The sequence below is a fragment of the Bradyrhizobium sp. WSM3983 genome, assembly GCF_000473045.1.
Taxonomy (GTDB): Bacteria; Pseudomonadota; Alphaproteobacteria; order Rhizobiales; family Xanthobacteraceae; genus Bradyrhizobium.
Map to the genome: position 1 here is coordinate 246,754 of NZ_AXAY01000003.1, position 19,275 is coordinate 266,028.

22 protein-coding genes are annotated in these 19,275 nt (G+C 63.7%); 7 read left to right on the plus strand and 15 right to left on the minus strand.

What is annotated here, in order from left to right; all coding sequences use genetic code 11:
• Positions 1-21: 21 nt before the first annotated feature.
• From YUA_RS0106300 to YUA_RS0106325, 6 genes are all read right to left on the minus strand, one after another.
• Positions 22-453, minus strand: a complete 432-nt coding sequence (locus YUA_RS0106300) for a hypothetical protein (RefSeq protein WP_027529915.1) — start codon at positions 451-453, stop codon at positions 22-24.
• 9 nt (positions 454-462) lie between these two features.
• Positions 463-840: a type II toxin-antitoxin system HigA family antitoxin gene (locus tag YUA_RS0106305; RefSeq protein WP_027529916.1), complete on the minus strand. Its 378-nt coding sequence runs from the start codon at positions 838-840 to the stop codon at positions 463-465.
• A 9-nt stretch (positions 841-849) separates the two neighbouring features.
• A complete protein-coding gene (locus YUA_RS0106310) occupies positions 850-1,152 on the minus strand; it encodes a type II toxin-antitoxin system HigB family toxin (RefSeq protein ID WP_027529917.1) in 303 nt (100 codons plus the stop codon).
• 113 nt (positions 1,153-1,265) lie between these two features.
• A complete protein-coding gene (locus YUA_RS0106315; protein WP_371259872.1) occupies positions 1,266-2,024 on the minus strand; it encodes a slipin family protein in 759 nt (252 codons plus the stop codon).
• On the minus strand, positions 2,024-3,397 hold the full coding sequence (locus YUA_RS0106320) for a nodulation protein NfeD (protein WP_035970559.1): 1,374 nt from the start codon (positions 3,395-3,397) through the stop codon (positions 2,024-2,026). The genes YUA_RS0106315 and YUA_RS0106320 overlap by 1 nt, the downstream gene beginning before the upstream one ends.
• 400 nt (positions 3,398-3,797) lie before the next feature.
• On the minus strand, positions 3,798-4,571 hold the full coding sequence (locus YUA_RS0106325; RefSeq protein WP_027529920.1) for a gamma-glutamyl-gamma-aminobutyrate hydrolase family protein: 774 nt from the start codon (positions 4,569-4,571) through the stop codon (positions 3,798-3,800).
• A 228-nt stretch (positions 4,572-4,799) separates the two neighbouring features.
• Between YUA_RS0106325 and YUA_RS0106330 the strand changes: the two genes are divergently transcribed.
• Complete coding sequence (locus YUA_RS0106330; RefSeq protein WP_027529921.1) at positions 4,800-5,939, plus strand: AI-2E family transporter; 1,140 nt, start codon at positions 4,800-4,802, stop codon at positions 5,937-5,939.
• 6 nt (positions 5,940-5,945) lie between these two features.
• On the opposite strand, the gene YUA_RS0106335 is transcribed toward YUA_RS0106330, so the two are convergent.
• From YUA_RS0106335 to YUA_RS0106360, 6 genes are all read right to left on the minus strand, one after another.
• Complete coding sequence (locus tag YUA_RS0106335; protein ID WP_027529922.1) at positions 5,946-6,242, minus strand: antibiotic biosynthesis monooxygenase; 297 nt, start codon at positions 6,240-6,242, stop codon at positions 5,946-5,948.
• 99 nt (positions 6,243-6,341) lie between these two features.
• Positions 6,342-6,578: a hypothetical protein gene (locus YUA_RS0106340; RefSeq protein ID WP_027529923.1), complete on the minus strand. Its 237-nt coding sequence runs from the start codon at positions 6,576-6,578 to the stop codon at positions 6,342-6,344.
• 57 nt (positions 6,579-6,635) lie between these two features.
• Positions 6,636-7,868, minus strand: coding sequence for a GGDEF domain-containing protein (locus YUA_RS0106345; RefSeq protein WP_027529924.1), 1,233 nt, complete (start codon positions 7,866-7,868; stop codon positions 6,636-6,638).
• Between the two features lie 231 nt (positions 7,869-8,099).
• Positions 8,100-8,579 carry a 30S ribosomal protein S9 gene (gene rpsI, locus YUA_RS0106350; RefSeq protein ID WP_007611021.1) on the minus strand — a complete coding sequence of 160 codons (480 nt, stop codon included), beginning with the start codon at positions 8,577-8,579 and terminating at the stop codon, positions 8,100-8,102.
• A 2-nt stretch (positions 8,580-8,581) separates the two neighbouring features.
• Entirely contained in the window at positions 8,582-9,046 is a 465-nt protein-coding gene (gene rplM, locus YUA_RS0106355; protein ID WP_008137961.1) for a 50S ribosomal protein L13, read from the minus strand.
• Positions 9,047-9,204: 158 nt separating this feature from the next.
• A complete protein-coding gene (locus YUA_RS0106360; protein WP_027529925.1) occupies positions 9,205-9,633 on the minus strand; it encodes a PaaI family thioesterase in 429 nt (142 codons plus the stop codon).
• An 86-nt stretch (positions 9,634-9,719) separates the two neighbouring features.
• Between YUA_RS0106360 and YUA_RS0106365 the strand changes: the two genes are divergently transcribed.
• The 4 genes from YUA_RS0106365 (at position 9,720) to YUA_RS0106385 (ending at position 13,109) form a co-directional block, all read left to right on the plus strand.
• Positions 9,720-10,544 carry an enoyl-CoA hydratase gene (locus YUA_RS0106365; RefSeq protein WP_027529926.1) on the plus strand — a complete coding sequence of 275 codons (825 nt, stop codon included), beginning with the start codon at positions 9,720-9,722 and terminating at the stop codon, positions 10,542-10,544.
• A gap of 99 nt (positions 10,545-10,643) precedes the next feature.
• Complete coding sequence (locus YUA_RS0106370; RefSeq protein WP_027529927.1) at positions 10,644-11,228, plus strand: CoA-binding protein; 585 nt, start codon at positions 10,644-10,646, stop codon at positions 11,226-11,228.
• Positions 11,229-11,366: 138 nt separating this feature from the next.
• Positions 11,367-12,647 carry an O-acetylhomoserine aminocarboxypropyltransferase gene (locus YUA_RS0106380; protein ID WP_027529928.1) on the plus strand — a complete coding sequence of 427 codons (1,281 nt, stop codon included), beginning with the start codon at positions 11,367-11,369 and terminating at the stop codon, positions 12,645-12,647.
• Between the two features lie 117 nt (positions 12,648-12,764).
• Positions 12,765-13,109: a hypothetical protein gene (locus YUA_RS0106385; protein ID WP_027529929.1), complete on the plus strand. Its 345-nt coding sequence runs from the start codon at positions 12,765-12,767 to the stop codon at positions 13,107-13,109.
• Between the two features lie 24 nt (positions 13,110-13,133).
• Here YUA_RS0106385 and YUA_RS0106390 read toward each other — a convergent pair whose 3' ends face one another.
• Positions 13,134-14,216: a COX15/CtaA family protein gene (locus YUA_RS0106390; protein ID WP_027529930.1), complete on the minus strand. Its 1,083-nt coding sequence runs from the start codon at positions 14,214-14,216 to the stop codon at positions 13,134-13,136.
• A 110-nt stretch (positions 14,217-14,326) separates the two neighbouring features.
• On the opposite strand from YUA_RS0106390, the gene YUA_RS0106395 reads away from it, so the two are divergent.
• Complete coding sequence (locus YUA_RS0106395; protein WP_027529931.1) at positions 14,327-14,548, plus strand: DUF2842 domain-containing protein; 222 nt, start codon at positions 14,327-14,329, stop codon at positions 14,546-14,548.
• Here the strand turns inward: YUA_RS0106395 and YUA_RS0106400 are convergent.
• The gene (locus YUA_RS0106400) at positions 14,538-15,581 is read right to left on the minus strand and encodes a polysaccharide deacetylase family protein (RefSeq protein ID WP_027529932.1); all 1,044 of its coding nucleotides are present in this window, start codon (positions 15,579-15,581) and stop codon (positions 14,538-14,540) included. The genes YUA_RS0106395 and YUA_RS0106400 overlap by 11 nt on opposite strands.
• A 129-nt stretch (positions 15,582-15,710) precedes the next feature.
• Between YUA_RS0106400 and YUA_RS0106405 the strand changes: the two genes are divergently transcribed.
• Entirely contained in the window at positions 15,711-16,892 is a 1,182-nt protein-coding gene (locus tag YUA_RS0106405) for a GNAT family N-acetyltransferase (protein WP_027529933.1), read from the plus strand.
• A 42-nt stretch (positions 16,893-16,934) separates the two neighbouring features.
• Here the strand turns inward: YUA_RS0106405 and YUA_RS0106410 are convergent, their stop codons facing one another.
• On the minus strand, positions 16,935-19,205 hold the full coding sequence (locus YUA_RS0106410) for an exopolysaccharide transport family protein (protein ID WP_027529934.1): 2,271 nt from the start codon (positions 19,203-19,205) through the stop codon (positions 16,935-16,937).
• Positions 19,206-19,275: the final 70 nt, after the last annotated feature.

Here is a 19,275-nt window from a genome sequence, read left to right on the forward strand (position 1 = left end):
CGCCTTTTCGTTTTGGGCTAGTTAGCTCTCTCTTTTTTGGAAGACGGCCAATTCGCCGCCCCCAGTCGCGATAATCTGGAGCCCTGGAATGCCGATTTGCCACCCCTCATAGCCGGACGACATATTGAGAACTTCCAAGACAGAATTGCCTGAAAAGAAAATCGACACGTCTCCCGTATCCGGGCGGATCGAAACGCGCTCGATGATTTTCGCGCCGAGAAGGCTTAGCGCTATCTTCTCGCCATCGAGAGGAGTCGCCAGCCCGAACTGTTGGCCATCATCGCTGCTAGCAAATGCAATTCTATTTGCGACGATGATCCGCCAAGGGCATTCACCACTCAACCCTGACGCCCCGGCGTCCCCAAAACCAAAGCTCCAATCGTATTCGCGACGCTTAACATCGGCGAGGTGACGACCGACAAGGTGCGCAGTGAGGGTCGCCTCGACATCCATGTTCTTACCTCAAGCCGCCTTCAACCGGTACGGCCTGACCAACAGTTCGGCCGGCACCTTCCAAGCCTCGCTGATACGAAAAATCATCTCCACCGTCAGCGCCCGCCTTCGGTTCAAAATCTCCGACGCGCGCGAGCGGGAGCCGAGCAGTTCGGCGAGCTCGGCCTGCGTATGCCCGCCCTCCTCGATCAGGTAGTTCAGCATATCGATCGGATCGACGCGCGCGGTATCGATCGGCCAATGCTCGTTCTCGTATTTCTCGACGAGCGTTGCCAGAATATCGAGCTTGTCACCGTCATCGGTTCCGGGCTCTGCGCCCCAGAGCCGCTCAATCTCGGCAACGGCGGCATCATAGTCTGCTTCAGTCCGAATTGGATGGATTTCCATGATGGCTCCTCAGTATATCGCGACCGTCAGCGCGTCGATTCTGTCATATTCCGCATGCGTGCCGATGAACTTGATGAACGCGATTTGATGCTTGAACGAGAACGAGACGATCAGCCGGAAGTTGCCGCCCGCGACTTCGAATCTTGCACGCTCGCCGTTGAGAACGACCGCTCCCGGAACGGTCGTCTGGATTTCATTCATTGAAGCCCATTTGGCCATCCGGACAAGCTTGACCCACCGGGTCAGCGCCGGCTTCGCCTTGGGATTTCCCGCCGCGAATTTGGCCAGCGTGGACTGCTTGATGATCCTCACAGCATATATTCCCATATTGGGAACATCGCGTCAAGCAGGTGCAATAGTCTGCGGTGACGGTCGGGCGGAGCGATACCCGTCCTACCGGCTGCGGCCCGCCCTACATTCTTCAATCACGGCGTGTCCCGCCGCGGCATCAAATGATCGAGCAGGCCCGTCGGCAGCGGAAACACGACGGTCGACGACCGCTCGCCCGCGATGTCGTGCAGAGCCGCGAAGTAACGCAGCTGCATCGCCTGCGGCTCCTGTGCCAGAATGCGGCCGGCCTCGACCAGCTTTTCGGCGGCCTGCTGCTCGCCCATAGCGTTGATCACCTTGGCGCGCCGCAACCGCTCCGCCTCGGCCTGCTTCGCGATCGCGCGTATCATGGTTTCATTGATGTCGACGTCCTTGATCTCGATACCCGTGACCTTGATGCCCCAGACGTCGGTCTGCTTGTCGAGGATCTCCTGGATGTCGGCGTTCAGCTTGTCGCGTTCGGCCAGCATCTCGTCGAGATCGTGCTTGCCGAGCACCGAGCGCAGCGTGGTCTGGGCGAGCTGGCTGGTCGCGGCCATGTAATCGCCGACCTTGATGATGGCGCGCTCGGGATCGACGATACGGAAGTATAGGACGGCGTTGACCTTGACCGAGACATTGTCGCGCGAGATCACGTCCTGTGGCGGCACCACCTGCACCATCACCCTGAGATCGACCTTGACGAGCTGCTGCACGACCGGAACGAGGATGACGAGGCCCGGCCCCTTCACCCCGGTGAAGCGACCGAGCGTGAAAATGACGCCGCGCTCGTATTCCCTGAGGATGCGAACCGCCTGGGTGAGAAACATGACGACGAGCAGCGCAAGCACCGCATAGATCGAATATTCAATCATCAGAGTTGACCTCCCTCGCCGCTGGCCGGGCCGGGTCGCCGGACCACCAGCGTCAAATCGACGATGTTGGCGACCTCGACCCGCTCGCCGGGCCTGAAGGCGCCGGCGCCACGCGCCTGCCAGCGTTCGCCATGCGCAAAGACGTGACCTTCGGTCTCGTTCCAGTCGAGGACCTCGGCGGACAAGCCGCGCATGGCCTGCGCGCCGACCCGGGTCGGGGCGTTGTGGGCGCGCCGAAGCGCGCCGAGCACGACGAGAACAAAGCCGGTGAACATCGCCGCGACGACGGCGATGACCGACCATGACAGCCGGTAGCCCGGCGCTTCGACCCGGACCAGCATGAGCGCTCCCAGCACGAAGGCGACGACGCCGCCAAGACCGATCACCACGGTTGGATTGAACGCCTCGATGGCCAGCAGCGCGATCCCGACCAGCATCAAGCCGAGGCCGGCATAGTTGATCGGCAGAAGATTGAGGGCATAGAGGCCGATCAATAGGCAGATCGTCCCGACCACTCCCGGGGCGACCGCACCGGGCGACACGAACTCGAAGATCAGGCCGTAGAATCCGACCATCAGGAGAATGAAGGCAACGTTGGGATCGGTGATGACCGCCAGAAATCGGGAAATCCATCCCGGATCGACGACTTCGACCACGGCGTTCTTCGTCGCAAGTCGCTGCGTCTTGCCGCCTGCGACCTCGACCACGCGACCATCGATCTGCCTGAGCAATTCGGCTGGATCGCGCGCGACGAGATCGATGACCTTTTCCTGCAACGCGCCGTTGGCGGAGAGCGTGGCGGCTTCACGGACCGCCTTCTCGGCCCAATCGGCGTTGTGATTGCGCAACTCGGCAAGGCTGCGGATGAAGGCGACGGCATCGTTCGTCACCTTTGCCGTCATCGCGTCTTTCGGCTCAGCCGCCTTGTCCTTGCTGTCCTTGTCGGGCGTGCCGCTCGGCAGTCCCGGGAGGGGACCGCCAATCTGCACCGGCGTCGCGGCACCGAGGTTGGTACCGGGCGCCATCGCCGCGATATGGGTTGCATAAAGAATGTAGGTCCCCGCGCTCGCCGCATGAGCGCCCGAGGGCGCGACGTACCCCACGACAGGGACGGGCGAACCAAGCACATCCGCGATGATCTCGCGCATGCTCGAGTTGAGACCGCCGGGCGTGTTCATTTTCAGAATCACGACCTCGGCGCGCCGCGCGGCTGCCGTGGCCAAGGCTTCCTTCACGTAGCTCGCCGACGCCGGTCCGATGGCTCCGTCGATCGTGACAGTGAGTGCAAGACGGCCGTTCTCCTCCGCCGCACCGGGAAGGAGGCAGAGAGCAAGAGCGACGACGCCGATCGCCGCTATGAGGGCCGCCTTCATGATCCACACGGCAAGGGCTCCCTTGCCACATATATGGTGGTCGGTTCGCGAACCTCAATGCAGCAGCGTACGTGGCCGCCGCTGCGATTGTGCGATGCAATGGATGGGGTCGAAGTGGACGAGATCGCAGACGGGGCGCGGTACGTTCGTCCCGTCGATTTTGTTCTACATCTGACTCCATTTCGTTCTCGAAGAACGAATCGGAATCGCGAAAATCGGCATGCACCAATTCTTGCTGATTGGTTTATTCTGTCTGAGATATCGCGAGCACAGTTCGTAGGGCGGATTAGCCGAAGGCGTAATCCGCCGCCTTTCGAAGCACGGGCATGGAGAAATAGCACGCAGCCGCACGTCCCGCTCCACTGCGCTCGCAATGTCGACGCGACCAAAAGACCTGCGCCTACGCCGCCGCCCTCTGCTTCGCCACCATCGCTTCGCCAAACGCCTCGAACAGCTTGCGATTGATCGGATTGCGCTGCGGGTCGTATTCGGCGTGCCATTGCACACCGAGTGCGAAGCTCGCCGCTTCCGCGATGCGGATCGCCTCAATGGTGCCGTCCTCGGCCACGCCTTCGATCAGCACGCGCTTGCCGGGATCGAGGATGCCCTGCCCGTGCAGCGAATTGACCCGGATCTTCTCGCAGCCGAGGAGCTTTGCGAATGCGCCGCCCGGCGTAAGGTCGACGTCGTGACGGTCGGCGAACACGACGGTCGGGTCGGGATGGATCTCGCCATTCTCGAGCCTGGGCATGCGGTGGTTCATGCGGCCCGGGATTTCGCGGATCTCGGGGTGGAGCGAGCCGCCGAAGGCGACATTCATCTCCTGCAAGCCCCGGCAGATGCCGAACAGCGGGATGCCGCGGGCGACGCAGGCGACCGAGAGCGCAAGCGCGACCTCATCGCGGTGGATGTCGTAGGGCTCGTGCTTCTCGCAGGGGTCAACGTTGAAGCGGGTCGGATGGACGTTGGCACGGGCACCCGTGAGGACAATACCGTCGACCGTATCGAGCAGCGCGGCGATATCGGTGATGTCGGGCGAGCCCGCGAACATCACCGGCAAGCCGCCGGAAACCTCGGCCACGGCGCGCAGATTGCGCTCGCCGACCATCTGCACCTGAAATCGATTTTCGATGCGACTGGCGTTCCCGATCACGCCGACGACCGGCTTTCTCATCTCCCGTTCCGACCTCGCGCCGAAAAAGATTCTCCAAACATGCCCCTCGGATGGAACAAATTCAACAGAAGGGATCGCGGGACGGCAATGCTATTTTCGCGCAAATGCCCCCTCAGCGCGCCCATAACCCCTGATCGCCCCCCCGCGCGCCGGCGGCGTTGGCCCCGGGCTTGATCCCCGGAGAGATTTCACGAAAGAGTGCTCCGGCCCGCTTCGAAAGGACCCGATGTGACGGCTTCCAGAGATGAACAGCCCAAAACCCGCTCCGATCTGGCTTGGGCTATCATGGTCGGCGGCATCGGGATCGTGCTGTTCACCACGGCGCTGGTTTTCACCTGGTACTTTTCGGCGACCCTGCTCCTGATCTTCACCGGCATGCTGCTCGGCGTCGGCCTCAACGCGCTGACCAACGCACTCGGCCGCCATGTCCGCCTGCCGCATGCGGTGCGGCTTGCGATCGTCTGCTTCGTGCTTGCGGCGCTGCTCGCGGGCGTCGCCTATCTCGGCGGCGCGACCATCGCCGAGCAGGCCTCGGTTCTCAGCAGCACCATCAAGTCGCAGATCGGCAATGTGAAGTCCTTCCTGGATAACCACGGCATCGACACCAGCTTCTTCGATTTCGGCAACGGTGCATCTGACGCCGCGGCCAATACGCCGTCGGACTCGACGCCTTCGCCGGCAACGCCCCCGCGCGGTCCCTTGCCCGGTGCCGGCGCGCTGGCCTCCAGCGGCGGAGCGATCGTGAGCCAGACCTTCAAGCTGCTGCTCGGCACCATCCACGGTGTGGGAAACATCTTCATCGTGCTGTTTCTGGGGCTGTCCTTCGCCACGCAGCCCGGCATCTATCGCGACGGGCTGCTGTTCCTCGCGCCGGCGAAACATCGCATCCGCGCGACCCTCATCATCGACTGCATCGGCGAGACGCTCGAGCGCTGGCTGGTCGCCCAGATCATCGTGATGATCGCAGTCGGTGTCGTGACCTGGATCGGGCTTGCCATCATCGGTATCCCCGGCTCGTTCATCCTGGGGATCCAGGCCGGCCTGCTCGCCTTCATCCCCACGGTCGGCGCCATCATCGCCGGCGTCGTCGTGGTGCTGGCGAGCCTCGCCTCGGGTTGGATCCCGGCGCTATCGGCGCTGATCCTGTTCCTCGGCGTGCACGCGATGGAGAGCTACGTGCTGACGCCGATCCTCCAGCGCCAGGCGCTGGACATCCCGCCGGCCACGCTGTTCGCGTTCCAGATCCTGCTCGGCGTCGTCTTCGGAATCTGGGGCCTGGCGCTGGCGTTGCCACTCGTCGCCATCGTCAAGGTCATGATCGACCATTTCAAGACGTATGAGGCGCCGCCTCTGGCGGAGGCGGCGTAAGCCGCCTCAGGTCGTCAGCACGGTCTCGGTATGCTCGACCTCCGGAGGCGAGGCAAAATACTGGCCGACGAGGCCGCGCCATTCGGTGAAATTCTCGGAGCCGCGGAAGTCGACGGTATGGTTTTCCAGCGTTGCCCATTTCACCATCAGCCGGTAGCGCTGCGGCTTCTCGATCGACTTGTGCAGTTCGAAGCTATGAAAGCCCTTGGAGCGGCCGAAGGCGGCCTTGGCCTTGGCGACGGCGGCCTCAAAATCCTTCTCGCTGCCCGGCTTGACGTCGATTTGCGCGATCTCGGTGATCATCGGTTTCCACCCCGTTGTTTGATGGGCGTATCTACCGCAGCCGGGGCTAAAGAAAAAGGCGCCGAAACGGCGCCCTGCCCGGCCGAAAACGCGCCGCTCTCAGGCGAACAACAGCACTGTGCCTGCAACGATGAACGCGCAACCGAGAAACAGCGCAATCGGCCAATAGCTGCGGCTCTGCGCATAGCGCCCCTGGGCGCGGCGCTCGGCAATCAGTGCGGTCTCGTATTCGTCCGCGGTCGAGAACAGACAGCCGAAACCGCCGCGTGCCGAGGCCGCAGCGGCTTCGAGCGACATCAGGGCAGCCTGCGGATTCTGTCGACGGATCGATTCCATGACCGCAATGGTAGGAACCGAATGGTAAACAGGAGATTACCGCGAGGCCTTTTCGTCTCAGGCCGTCGCCGGCTGTGTCTTGGATTCTCCCCTGGGCACACCGATCCGCGCGGCGCTCTGGCGACGCCAGTTCTCCAGCGACAACGGCAACTCCTCCGCCGCCTCGACGCGGTTACGGCCGCCGCGCTTGGCCTGGTAGAGTGCAGTGTCGGCCGAGGCCAGCAGAACCTCGAGCTCGGTGCCGGCGGGCCCGCCGGCCACACCGATGCTGACGGTGGTGTCGACCGGACCCTCGTCGACCACAATACCGGAGGTTTCAAACGCCTCGCGAACGCGCTCGGCGACCAGCGCACCCTCCTCCAGCGCGCAAGGCAGCAGCGCGGCGAACTCCTCGCCGCCGATGCGGCCCGACAGGTCCGAGATGCGCAGATTGTTGACGACGATGGTCGAGAACAGTTTCAGCATCTCGTCGCCGGCGGGATGGCCGAAGCGATCGTTGATCGACTTGAAATGGTCGATGTCGAAGATCATCACCGTGACCGGCCGGCCGCCCTTGGCCTCGCGCTCGATCATCCGCGCACAGGCTTCCGAGAAGCCGCGGCGGTTGAGCATGCCGGTCAGCGGATCGGTCGACGCGGCAGTGCGGTGCGCAGTCACCGTGCGCTCGGACACCAGCATGAAGATCACGAACACGGTGCCGACGGCATAGAGCACGAGCTCGACCGCGAACACGGTGACCCAGACGCTGTGGGAGAAGCCGGCATCATTCGGGCGCAGGAAGCTGCCGAGCAGGATCGGCATCATCAGCACGCAGCCGTGCATCACCGGCACCACGAAAGCCGGCCATCGCCGTTGCAGGCTCTTGCGCCGTTCGACCCAGAGCTCGCTCGCGGTCAGTGCCGCATAGACCGAGACGATGCCGGCGCCGATGATCATGCGCAGCATCGACGCGGCGGGATCGAGCAGCGTCACCGTCGCGACCCAGGCGACCGCGCCGAGCACGAGACCGGGCCAGTTCGGCTTGCGGCCGTGGAAGACGCGCGCCGCGTTCCACACCATGCCGCAGGCGACGAAGCCGACCGCATTGAGCGCGAGATAAAGGTGCGGGCCGAGCTTGTCGCCGGTCGCCGTCCACAGCGCGACGGAGGCTGCGCCGAGCAGATAGGCGGTGCCCCACCATTTCAGCGCGGGGCTGTTCTCCTGCCTGCCAAAAAACACCATCATGGCGCCGAGCAATGCGGCGACCATCGTGGCGACCAAATAGAGCGTGATGCTATCGAGCGACATCATGTCGGCCCCCCTCTTGAAACATAGCAGTTACGCGATCGGCACATCCGACTTGCGCGCCCTTCCAAATGCGACGCTAAGTCCGCCAAGTTCCATTCAGGTTTTCGCGCGAGGCCAAGTTTTCGCGAAACACGTCATCAATTTGCGTACAAACGGACAACAAAAAGGGCGCTGAAATCAGCGCCCTTTTGCATCTCATTGAAGCCGCTTTCGCGGCGAATGTGACCGAAGCGATTAACGCTTCGAGAACTGGAAGGACCGGCGGGCCTTGGCCTTGCCGTACTTCTTACGCTCGACCACGCGGGAGTCGCGGGTGAGGAAGCCGCCCTTCTTGAGCACGGTGCGCAGCTCGGGCTCGAAATAGGTGAGCGCCTTGGAGATGCCATGACGCACAGCGCCAGCTTGGCCGGACAGACCGCCGCCGGCGACGGTGCAGATCACGTCGTACTGCCCGGAACGCGCGGCCACGGAGAACGGCTGCTCGATCATCATGCGCAGCACGGGACGAGCGAAATAGACCTCGACCTCGCGCGAGTTGACCGTGACCTTGCCGGCACCCGGCTTGATCCAGACGCGGGCGACCGCGTCCTTGCGCTTGCCGGTGGCGTAGGCGCGGTTGAACTTGTCGACCTTCTTCTCGTGCTTGGGCGCGTCCGGCGCCGCCGCGGTCTTGAGCTGCGAGAGCTGGTCGAGCGACTGAATGGATTCGGCCATGATTATGCGGCCCTCGTGTTCTTGCGGTTCAGCTTGGCGATGTCGATCTTCTCGGGCGTCTGGGCCTCGTGCGGATGATCAGCGCCGCCATAAACGCGGAGGTTGCCCATCTGGACGCGGCCGAGCGGACCACGGGGGATCATGCGCTCGACGGCCTTCTCGAGCACGCGCTCGGGATGCTTGCCTTCAAGGATCTGGCGCGCGGTGCGCTCCTTGACGTGGCCGACATAGCCGGTGTGCTTGTAGTAGGTCTTCTGCTCGCGCTTGCGGCCGGTGAGGACCGCATGCTGGGCGTTGATGATGATGACGTTGTCGCCGCAATCAACGTGCGGGGTGTAGGTCGGTAGGTGCTTGCCGCGCAGACGCATGGCAACGATGGTGGCGAGACGGCCGACGACCAGACCCTTGGCGTCGATCAGCACCCACTTCTTCGTCACCTCGGCCGGCTTTGCCGAAAAGGTTTTCATGTCAGAGTTTCCGTGGACGGGGAGCATCGGCGCGAACACCGCACCGGACTGCGCGGATTTCTAGAGAAGAGACGCACAACGGTCAATGCCCAGAGATGGAAATTATATGAGCAAAATCAACGATTTAAAATTATGGTGCCATATTACCCGCGAAAAGCTCAAACATTTGGAATGGAATAGGTCGATGTGACGTGAGCGATGGGATCGGGCGAGGTCCCGGACAACAGGTTCACCTCACCGACCGCCAGGCGCTTGCCGAGTTTAAGCAGCCGGGCTTCCGCCAGCACGTCCTGCCCGGGCTGGCCCTTGCGCAGGAAATTGATGTTGAGATTGGTTGTCACCGCGAGCCCGATCGGTCCGATGGCCGAGAGGAGCACCACGTACATGGCGAAATCGGCCAACGCCATCAGCGTCGGGCCGGACACGGTTCCACCCGGCCGCAGCATCCGCTCGCTGAAACGCTGACGCAAAAGGCAGGTCTGGCCGTCTGCGCTCTCGATCATGATGTCGTCGCCGCCGAAGGCCTGGGGAAACTCGTCACGAAGAAACTGCTCGACCTCCGCCACGCTCATTTTCGCTAGTGCCATGCTGTTCCCAACCCTCGCTTCACGTCGCCTGTTACATTAGGTTATCTGCATCATCCAAACGTAATAATCCAACCGGAAACGCCTCGATGTCTGCCCAGGTCGCCCGCGCCCCCTCCCCGCAACCGCCAATTCTGCTGCGCGAAATGGCAGGCCCCATCGCGGTGCTGACCCTGAACCGGCCGGCCGCACGCAACAGCTTGTCGATGGCAATGATCGCAAGCCTGCATGCCGAGCTCAATGATATCCGCAACGACAAGGCAATCCGCGGTGTCGTGCTTGCCGCCAACGGTCCTGCCTTCTCGGCCGGTCATGACATGAAGGAGCTGACCGCGCGCCGCGCCGATCCGGATCGCGGCCGCGCCTTCTTCGCCGAGACCATGAATGCCTGCAGCGCGATGATGCAGGCGATCGTGCATCTGCCGAAGCCGGTGGTCGCTTCCGTCCAGGGCATCGCGACCGCGGCCGGCTGCCAGCTCGTGGCGAGCTGCGACGTTGCGATCGCATCGGAAGCAGCGAGCTTCGCCACGCCCGGCGTCGACATCGGCCTGTTCTGCTCGACGCCGATGGTGGCGCTCTCCCGCAACGTGCCGCGTAAACAGGCGATGGAGATGCTGCTCACGGGCGAGCCGGTCCCGGCCGCGCGGGCCCGGGAGATCGGCCTCGTCAATCGCGTGGTCGCCGCCGGCACCGAGCGCGACACCGCGATCGCGTTGGCGCAACAGGTCGCGCTGAAATCCGCCTACACCGTCAAGCTCGGCAAGGAGGCGTTCTACCGTCAGGCCGAGATGAGTCTTGCGGACGCCTATCGCTATGCGGCAGAGGTCATGACCGAGAACATGATGGCCCGCGACGCCGAGGAAGGCATCGGCGCCTTCATCGAGAAGCGCACGCCGACATGGCGGGATGAGTGACATTCGTCATTGCGAGCGAAGCGAAGCAATCCAGAAATTACCCCTGGAAAACAGGCTGGATTGCTTCGTCGCTTCGCTCCTCGCAAGGAAGAACGACAAATGAACCACGACGCCTATCCCGACAATTACATCCGCAGCATCCTCAACAGCGTGAAGTCGATCGCGATGGTCGGCGCCTCGCCGGTCAATGTGAGGCCGAGCTATTTCGCGTTCAAATATCTGGCGCAGCGCGGCTACGACATGATCCCGGTCAATCCTGGTCATGTCGGCAAGGACCTGCTCGGAAAGCCCTTCGTCGCCTCGCTGCGCGACATCGGCCGCCCCGTCGACATGATCGATATCTTCCGCAACTCCAGCCACATCATGCCGGTGGTCGAAGAAGCCCTCACGCTCGATCCGTTGCCGAAGGTGATCTGGATGCAGCTTGGCGCGCGTGACGATGCGGCGGCGGAAAAAGCCGAGGCTGCGGGTATCAAGGTCGTGATGAACCGCTGCCCCAAGATCGAATATGGCCGACTGTCGTCGGAGATTTCATGGATGGGCGTCAATTCCCGCACGCTCAGTTCCAAGCGCCCGCCTGCGCCGACGCAGGGTATGCGTCTATCCCTCAATCGGATGAGTGTCGGCGGCGGCGACACCGCGGCCTCCGATCGCGCAGCCAAAAACAAGAGCGAGCAAAGCTGACGCAATTGCAAAGGATTCATTTCGCGCACGCGACAATGCGTAGCACGATCGTTGCGATGTGAAGCCGCGGCTTGACGCCGGGCGAGGCGCCGATCAGCATGCCGCGCGATTTCAGACCACAAGAACAGGACGCCCTCAATGAGCGATCGCCTTCCGGGATTTTCAACCCTCGCCGTGCATGCCGGTGCACAGCCCGATCCGACCACCGGTGCGCGCGCGACTCCGATTTATCAAACGACTTCGTTCGTCTTCAACGATGCCGACCACGCCGCCTCGCTGTTTGGCCTGCAGGCGTTCGGCAACATCTATACTCGCATCGGCAACCCGACCAACGCGGTGCTGGAAGAGCGCGTGGCCGCGCTCGAGGGCGGCACCGCCGCGCTTGCGGTGGCCTCAGGCCATGCCGCGCAGGTCGTGGTGTTGCAGCAATTGCTCCAGCCCGGCGACGAATTCATCGCCGCGCGAAAGCTCTATGGCGGCTCGATCAACCAGTTCGCGCATGCGTTCAAGAGCTTTGGCTGGAATGTGGTGTGGGCCGATCCCGATGACATCGCGAGCTTCGAGCGCGCGGTGACGCCGCGCACGAAGGCGATCTTCATCGAGTCCATCGCCAATCCCGCTGGCAGCATCACCGACATCGAGGCGATCTCGACGGTGGCGCGCAAGGCGGGCGTGCCCATGATCGTCGACAACACGCTGGCCTCGCCCTATCTGATCCGCCCGATCGACCACGGCGCCGACATCGTCGTGCACTCGCTGACGAAGTTTTTGGGCGGCCACGGCAATTCGCTCGGCGGCATCATCGTCGATGCCGGCACCTTCGATTGGTCCGCCGGTGGCAAATATCCGATGCTCTCGGAGCCGCGGCCCGAATATCACGGCATCCGTCTCCAGGAGACGTTCGGCAATTTCGCCTTCGCCATCGCCTGCCGCGTGCTCGGCCTGCGCGACCTCGGGCCTGCCCTGTCGCCGTTCAATGCCTTCATGATCCTCACCGGCATCGAGACGCTGCCGCTGCGGATGCAGAAGCATTGCGACAACGCCAAGGCGGTCGCCGAATTCCTCGCTGGCCATCCCGCGGTGTCCGCGGTGAACTATGCCGGCCTCGCCAGCGACAAGTACAACCAGCTCGCGCGCAAATACGCGCCAAAGGGCGCAGGCGCTGTGTTCACCTTCCGCCTCAAGGGCGGCTACGACGCCGGCGTCAGCCTAGTGTCGAAATTGCAGCTGTTCTCGCATCTGGCCAATGTTGGCGACACCCGCTCACTGGTGATCCACCCGGCTTCGACCACGCACAGCCAGCTCGACGATGCCGCCAAGATCAAGTCCGGCGCCGGTCCCGACGTGGTCCGGCTCTCGATCGGCATCGAGGACAAGGAAGATTTGATCGCAGACCTGGAGCAGGCGCTGGGCGCGTAGTTGTTGTCGTCCGGGGCGCCGCAAAGAGCTGCCCCGGAATGACGGCCCCAGTTAACAGTCGTTAACCACATCTGGCGCATACATCGTCTTTGGATCGCCTTGGATTCGGAGCCGACGATGCTGCGCTGGACGGTGCCTGCCCTTGCGGTGATGATGACGCTCTCGATCGCGCTCGCCGCAGACCTTCCGGCCACGCCGAAGCGGCGGGCCGCCGCTCCGCCGCAGGACCCGCCAAAGGTCTATGTCGAGACCGATCCGGATGCGTTGATCTCGCCGGCCTATGGCGTCGGCAGCTACATCCGCAACCTGCCGGGCACGCCGCTGCTGCCGGGCTCGCACACGCTGCCGGGTTATTACGGTCGCCCGTGGGACTACGACTATCAGGGGTCGTATTACGGCGGGAAGCAGGTCGATTATTTCTGGCGCCTGCCCTACTCGTGCGGCATCTACGGCTATTGCTGATCTGATCAGCCGGGCCGATGGTGATCAGCCGGGCTGCCCGACCGGAACCGCGCGCTGCTGCGCTTCCGCGTTCTGCCGCGACGCGAGCCGTTCGGCCTGCATCACCGCAAGCGTGAGCACCACGATCGCAACCGCCTGGTGCGAGAGCGCGAGATCAATCGGCACCTGGTTGAGCAGCGTGAGAATGCCGAGCACCGCTTGCACGCTCACGGCCGCGAAGAGCCAAAGCGCGCCACTCGCCGCTGAGCCCGCGCGTGAACGCACCGCATCGAACGCATGCAGCGCTGCCAGCGTGAACAGCAGATAAGCCGTCATGCGGTGCTCGAACTGCACGGTCAGCACATTGCCGAACATGTTGCGCCACCAGGGCGTCTCGAACCACAGCCGCTCCGCCGACGGAATGAAGGCGCCGTCGATCTGCGGCCAGGTGTTGTAGGCGCGCCCGGCGCGCAGGCCCGCGACCAGCGCACCGAAATAGATCTGGACGAAGGTCACGATCACCAGCACCGCGCTGGTGAAGCGCAGCCGCGCCGACACCGCAATCTGCGGTCGATCGGCAAGCCGTCGCACCGTCCAGACGATGCCGGCAAAGATCAGTAGCGCGAGCATCAGATGCGTCGCCAGCCGATATTGCGACACCTCGACCCGCTCGGACAGTCCTGATGCCACCATCCACCAGCCGACCGCGCCCTGGAGACCACCGAGCGCGAACAGCAGCCATAGCCGCCGCTTCAACTCACCGGACAGACCGCCGCGCCACAGGAAGAACAGGAACGGCAGCAGATAGGCGACGCCGATGAACCGGCCGAGCAGCCGGTGGCTCCATTCCCACCAGAAGATCTGCTTGAACTCGGACAGGCTCATGCCGGTATTGAGCTCGCGATATTGCGGGATCTTCTTGTAGGCCTCGAAAGCGTCGGTCCACTGCGCGTCCGACAGTGGCGGAACGCTGCCGGTGACCGGCTTCCACTCGACGATCGAAAGACCGGATTCCGTCAGCCGCGTCGCGCCGCCGACCAGCACCATCAGCGCGATCAGGGCGGCCACGGAGATCAGCCAGCAGCGCACGGCGCGATGCGAGTTGGTCGGGGCGGAATTCGTCGTCATTTCAGGAGCAAAACCAAGCCTTGTACCGAAGATACTTGAACCGAACTGCGTGCCCCTTATAGTCCCCCGCTCCCGCAGCGCAAGTTACGCGAAAGCCGCAATAGTCCGCCATGACGATCCGCACCCGCAAGTTCCTCGGCGCCATCCTGCTCCTGGTGCTGGCCACCGTCTGGGCTCTGCTCGGCATGGCGCTGGCGCAGATGCCGTGGATCGCTGAGTCCGGCTGGCGGCAGGCAATCTACTACGTGGTGGTCGGCATGGGCTGGGTGCTGCCGGCGATGCCGATCGTCAGTTGGATGCAGCGGCCGGACCGGGCCAAATCTAGCTCGTAACGCTGCCGGTTGGTTTCACCGGCGCAAACGCAACACCGGACACCAGCACGCGCATCATGCGCAGCGAGCGCACCCTTCCGTCCCAGGAAATCCGCGGCAGCGCGCGCAGATTGGTGCGCCCTTCCGCATCCACGATGCCCGGCATAGTCGACACCGCACTGGCAAAGCCGGCCTCCTCCGCCATCACGACGTGGCTGCGCCGAAACGACGAGCGATCGCCGAACGGGAACGCCAGATGCCGGATCTCGCGGCGGAAGGACGCTTCCGCCACCGCCTTGCCCATCGTCATCTCACGCAGCGCGGCCGCGTCCTTCATGTTGGCGAGAACGGGATAGTTCACAGTCGCGCTGCCAATCGTCACACTCGGATCGGCCGCGAGCCTGGCCAGATCCCCCCAATCCATTGACGCCTCGCGCGAGAGTACGGCGAGATCGATGCGGTAGCGCGTGCAGAGATCGGTGATCGCCGCCGACAGATCCGCCGGCGCCAGCGAGCGCAGCCAATTCTCGAGATGCGAAAACAGCGCTTGCTTCTCGGCATTGCCCGTCACGGTAAAGCGCTGCTCCTTGTCGCCCATCATCAGGCTGATCCGGCTCTCACGCACGATCACCTGCTCGAGCCCGAGCCACCACGCCTCGCCGACACCATCGGGAAAGGCAGTGGGAACGTAGAGCGTGAACGGCACGGCGTGGCGCGCCAGCACCGGATAGGCAAAGCTGATGAAGTCCTTTGCAGCACCGTCGAAGGTCAACGCCACGAAGCGCCGCTTCTCCGGCAGCGTCACCGCGCGCCGGCAGACCTCGTCCATGCCGAGAAAATCATAATTCCAGCGCTTCAGCGCGCGAATGGCGCGATCGAGAAATTGCGGCGTGATCTCGTTCTGGCGCAGCGGCTGGAACGCGCCGCTCCGCCGCGGCCGCACGCGCTCGAAGCGCATGATCGCACCTGCGCCACGGCTGCGCAGCAGCGGCTGGCCGGTGAACCAGGCCAGTTCGAGCCGCAACCGCTCCAGCCATCTGTCGTCGGATGCCAATATTCCACCTTCGCGTTCGCCGGCGGCCCGTTCCCTCAGCTATTGTCATTACCCTTTGTTGACATTTATTTGCAAAGGTCGGCCACAGGCCGAAATACGTATTTTTCGTTTTCTCGACAGGTTTCGCGGATGACCATGGCTGTGGCGATGCAAAGCCGGACGGCAGAATCGCCAGCGCGGTCGAAAGCGAGCCGTATCGCGCATGTCGACCTCATCAGCGATATTGCAGAGGCTGAGGCAGCCTGGCGCGCACTTGAGGAGCCCGGTCATCTCTTCACGCCTTATCAGCGGTTCGATCTCCTGGGCTCGTGGGCGCAATCAGTCGGGGAGCACGAAGGCGCCCGCCCCCTGGTCGTGATCGCCCGCAACGGCGAGCAGACGCCGCTTGCGCTGTTTCCGCTCGCGCTGCGCCAGGGCCACAGTGTGCGCACGGCCTGCTTCATGGGCGGCAAGCACACGACCTTCAACATGGGTCTGTGGAACGCCGAGTTCGCAGCACAGGCTGTCGCCGCCGATCTCGACGTGCTGTTCGCCCCGCTTCGTGATCAGGTCGACGTTCTCGCGCTGACACAGCAGCCAAAGCGCTGGCATGACCAGCAGAATCCATTTGCGCTGTTGCCGCAGCAGAGCGCGATTAACGGCTGCCCGCTGCTGGCGATGGAGCCGGGTGGCCCACCCGCATCCCGGATCAGCAATTCTTTCCGCCGCCGGCTGAAGAGCAAGGAGAAGAAACTCCAGACGCTCGCCGGTTATCGCTATCACCTTGCCACGACGGACGCGGACGTCACCCGCCTGCTCGACTGGTTCTTCCGCGTCAAGCCGGTACGGATGGCGGAGCAAAAACTGCCGAACGTCTTTGCCGAACCGGGTGTCGAACAGTTCATCCGCAGCGCCTGCCTTGCGCCGTGCGGCGAAGGCCGTGTCATCGACATCCATGCGCTCGAATGCGACGACGAGGTGATCGCGATCTTCGCCGGGGTCGCCGACGGCCACCGCTTCTCGACGATGTTCAACACCTACACGATGTCCGAGCACGCCCGCTACAGCCCGGGCCTGATCCTGATGCGCTACATCATCGACCGCTGCGGCGAGCGCGGCTATCGCTCGCTCGATCTCGGCATCGGCACGGACGAGTACAAGCGCATGTTCTGCAAGGACGACGAGGACATCTTCGACAGCTTCGTCCCGTTGACCTCGCGCGGCAAGCTCGCGGCAATGGCGATGTCCTCGCTCAACCACGGCAAGCGCCTGGTGAAGCAGAACCAGATGCTGTTCGACCTGGCGCGACGGCTGCGCCAGGCGTTCGGTTAGCAGGCTCAAGCTTTCAAAGAGCTCTATCCGCTTGCGAGCGGCCTACGCCGCTACCACGCGTGGCGGCGTCTCGCCGGCATCAGACGGCTGCACCGGCCGGCTCAGCATCGTCACCTCGCTGAAGCCAACGGCCTTCAGCTGCTCGCACATCAGCGCGCGCGCATCCACATCCATCGAGACATCGGGCACTACGACGGCGCGGGCATTCGCCGTCAGCAGTTCGGCCGGCAGATCGGAGGCGCTGCCGGCATCAAGGAGCACATGATCGTAGGCGCGCAGCAAGGCATCGATCGCGAGTGTCACCCGCGGCGACTGCAGCAGGCTGCGGTCGAAGCCGGGACGGCCGGCCATGACCAGGTGCAGCCGCGAGAGCTTGTCGCGCGTGATGACCTGCGCAAAAGAGGCCTGCCCTTGCATCAACTCGGCAAGACCGGGCGCCGCCGGATCAACGGACACCGCTGCGATCGTCGGTGAGGACGCGGCGAGATCGACCACGACGACGCGCGCGTCGCGCGCCAGATGCCGCGCGAGCGTCAGCGTCGACAACGTGATGGCCTCGCCGGCCGCAGTGCCGAGCACCGTGACCTTCTTCGCCGCAGCGCCTGCGGCGCGCAGCCTGTCGGCTAGATGTTCGATCTCGGCCAATTCGGTGGCATCGGCGTCTGCCGTCATCTCCGGCTGGAGCGATGCAGGTTCTGCCATGATCGGTTCGACCACGGGCTCGACAATCGCCTCCCGGCGAATCGACCCTTGTGTTGCCGCCGGCGTAAACACAGCCACCGCGCGCGGCGCGGTTTGGCGCAGCAACTCACCGGTGACGACGAGACCGGACGAAAGCAGCAGCGTCGCCAGTGTCGCGATCAGCACGATCGGCAGCTTCTTCGGATAGGCCGGCGTGTTGGAGACGATGGCGCGCGAAATGATGCGGCCTTCCGCCGGCGCAGCGTCGATGCTCTCGCGGGTGCTGGCCTCGCGATACTTCCCAAGATACGTCTCGAGCAGGTCGCGCTGCGCCTTGGCCTCGCGCTCGAGCGCACGGAGCTGGACATCCTGACCGTTGGTCGAAGTCGCCTGCTTCTTGAGCTGCTCGAGGCTCGCAGTCAGGCCGTCGACCCGGCCGCCGGCGATCCGCGCGTCGTTTTCGAGCGAGCGCGATATCTTGGCCGCCTCGTCGCGGATCTGATTGTCGAGGTCGCCAAGCTGTGCCTTCAATTCCTTGATGCGCGGATGATTGCCGAGCAGGGTGGACGACTGTTCGGCGAGCTGGGCGCGCAGCGTCACCCGCTGCTCCGACAAGCGCCGCATCAGCTCGGAGTTCACGACCTCGGATGCCTCGATGGGCTTGCCGCTCTGCAGCATCTCCTTGATCAGCCGGGCCCTGGACTCTGCGTCAGCCTTCATTGCGCGCGCATTGTTGAGCTGGGTGTTGACCTCACCCATCTGCTGGTTCGACAGCGTGGTGTTGTTGGTGCCGACGAACAGCGACGATTTTGAACGGAAGTCCTCGACCTTGGCTTCGGCGTCGGAGACTTTCTTGCGCAGATTCTCGATCTCGCCCGAAAGCCATTGGCTCGCATTGCGCGCCTGATCCTGGCGCGCGTTCTGCTGGAGCACGAGGTAGCCGTCGGCGATCGAGTTGGCGACGCGGACAGCGAGCTCCGGGTCAGCCGACTGGAATTCGACCACGATCACGCGCGACTTGTCGACGGCATAGGCCTGAAGGCGATCGTAATAAGAATCAAGCACGCGCTCTTCCGGCGTCATCGAGAACGGATCGCGGCCGATGCCGACCAGCGCCGCGAGCGATTTCAGCGGCGACACGCCCTGCAGCACCGGATCGAATTCCGGCCGCTCGGCAAGCTTGTTCTTCTTGATGATCTCGCGCGCGAGGTCGCGCGACAGTACGAGCTGCACCTGGCTGGTGACGGCCTCGGGGTCGAGCGCCTGCCGCTCCTCGGTGCTGCGGTCGCTGCTCGGCCGCAGGAAGACGTTCTCGCGACCGTCGATCAGGATGCGCGATTCCGACTTGTAGCGCGGCGTGATGGAATTGACGAGGGCAACGGATGCGACGAGCGCAAGCACCGTCGGCACGATGATCCAGCCGCGCTTGCGCGCGAGCGCGCCACCGAGCGCGTGCAGATCGATGTCACCGGATTCGGCGGGCGCCTGCGGCGCAACAACCGACGCGGGCCTGGCTTCAACTCCGGGCCTGGTCTCAACCTTGGACTCGGGCTTGGCTTGGTGCTTGGCCTTCGAAACGACCCGCTCGATGACGGCCTTGTCCTTGCCGGCACGCCAGAACGCTAAACGCATCGAACACTCCCGCAGGGCAACGCCACTCGTCTACCTCAATGGGGCCAATTACACTCCATTAAGGTTGCCG

Bases quoted from the DNA above. Each gene is read 5' to 3' on its own strand.
- YUA_RS0106320 (WP_035970559.1), bottom strand. From the start codon at position 3,397: ATGAAGGCGGCCCTCATAGCGGCGATCGGCGTCGTCGCTCTTGCTCTC.
- YUA_RS0106380 (WP_027529928.1), top strand. From the start codon at position 11,367: ATGAGCGATCGCCTTCCGGGATTTTCAACCCTCGCCGTGCATGCCGGT.
- YUA_RS0106385 (WP_027529929.1), top strand. From the start codon at position 12,765: ATGCTGCGCTGGACGGTGCCTGCCCTTGCGGTGATGATGACGCTCTCG.
- YUA_RS0106410 (WP_027529934.1), bottom strand. From the start codon at position 19,205: ATGCGTTTAGCGTTCTGGCGTGCCGGCAAGGACAAGGCCGTCATCGAG.
- YUA_RS0106370 (WP_027529927.1), top strand. From the start codon at position 10,644: ATGAACCACGACGCCTATCCCGACAATTACATCCGCAGCATCCTCAAC.
- YUA_RS0106340 (WP_027529923.1), bottom strand. From the start codon at position 6,578: ATGGAATCGATCCGTCGACAGAATCCGCAGGCTGCCCTGATGTCGCTC.
- YUA_RS0106315 (WP_371259872.1), bottom strand. From the start codon at position 2,024: ATGATTGAATATTCGATCTATGCGGTGCTTGCGCTGCTCGTCGTCATG.
- rplM (WP_008137961.1), bottom strand. From the start codon at position 9,046: ATGAAAACCTTTTCGGCAAAGCCGGCCGAGGTGACGAAGAAGTGGGTG.
- YUA_RS0106305 (WP_027529916.1), bottom strand. From the start codon at position 840: ATGGAAATCCATCCAATTCGGACTGAAGCAGACTATGATGCCGCCGTT.
- rpsI (WP_007611021.1), bottom strand. From the start codon at position 8,579: ATGGCCGAATCCATTCAGTCGCTCGACCAGCTCTCGCAGCTCAAGACC.
- YUA_RS0106405 (WP_027529933.1), top strand. From the start codon at position 15,711: ATGACCATGGCTGTGGCGATGCAAAGCCGGACGGCAGAATCGCCAGCG.
- YUA_RS0106325 (WP_027529920.1), bottom strand. From the start codon at position 4,571: ATGAGAAAGCCGGTCGTCGGCGTGATCGGGAACGCCAGTCGCATCGAA.
- YUA_RS0106360 (WP_027529925.1), bottom strand. From the start codon at position 9,633: ATGGCACTAGCGAAAATGAGCGTGGCGGAGGTCGAGCAGTTTCTTCGT.
- YUA_RS0106345 (WP_027529924.1), bottom strand. From the start codon at position 7,868: ATGATGTCGCTCGATAGCATCACGCTCTATTTGGTCGCCACGATGGTC.
- YUA_RS0106300 (WP_027529915.1), bottom strand. From the start codon at position 453: ATGGATGTCGAGGCGACCCTCACTGCGCACCTTGTCGGTCGTCACCTC.
- YUA_RS0106365 (WP_027529926.1), top strand. From the start codon at position 9,720: ATGTCTGCCCAGGTCGCCCGCGCCCCCTCCCCGCAACCGCCAATTCTG.
- YUA_RS0106390 (WP_027529930.1), bottom strand. From the start codon at position 14,216: ATGACGACGAATTCCGCCCCGACCAACTCGCATCGCGCCGTGCGCTGC.
- YUA_RS0106335 (WP_027529922.1), bottom strand. From the start codon at position 6,242: ATGATCACCGAGATCGCGCAAATCGACGTCAAGCCGGGCAGCGAGAAG.
- YUA_RS0106395 (WP_027529931.1), top strand. From the start codon at position 14,327: ATGACGATCCGCACCCGCAAGTTCCTCGGCGCCATCCTGCTCCTGGTG.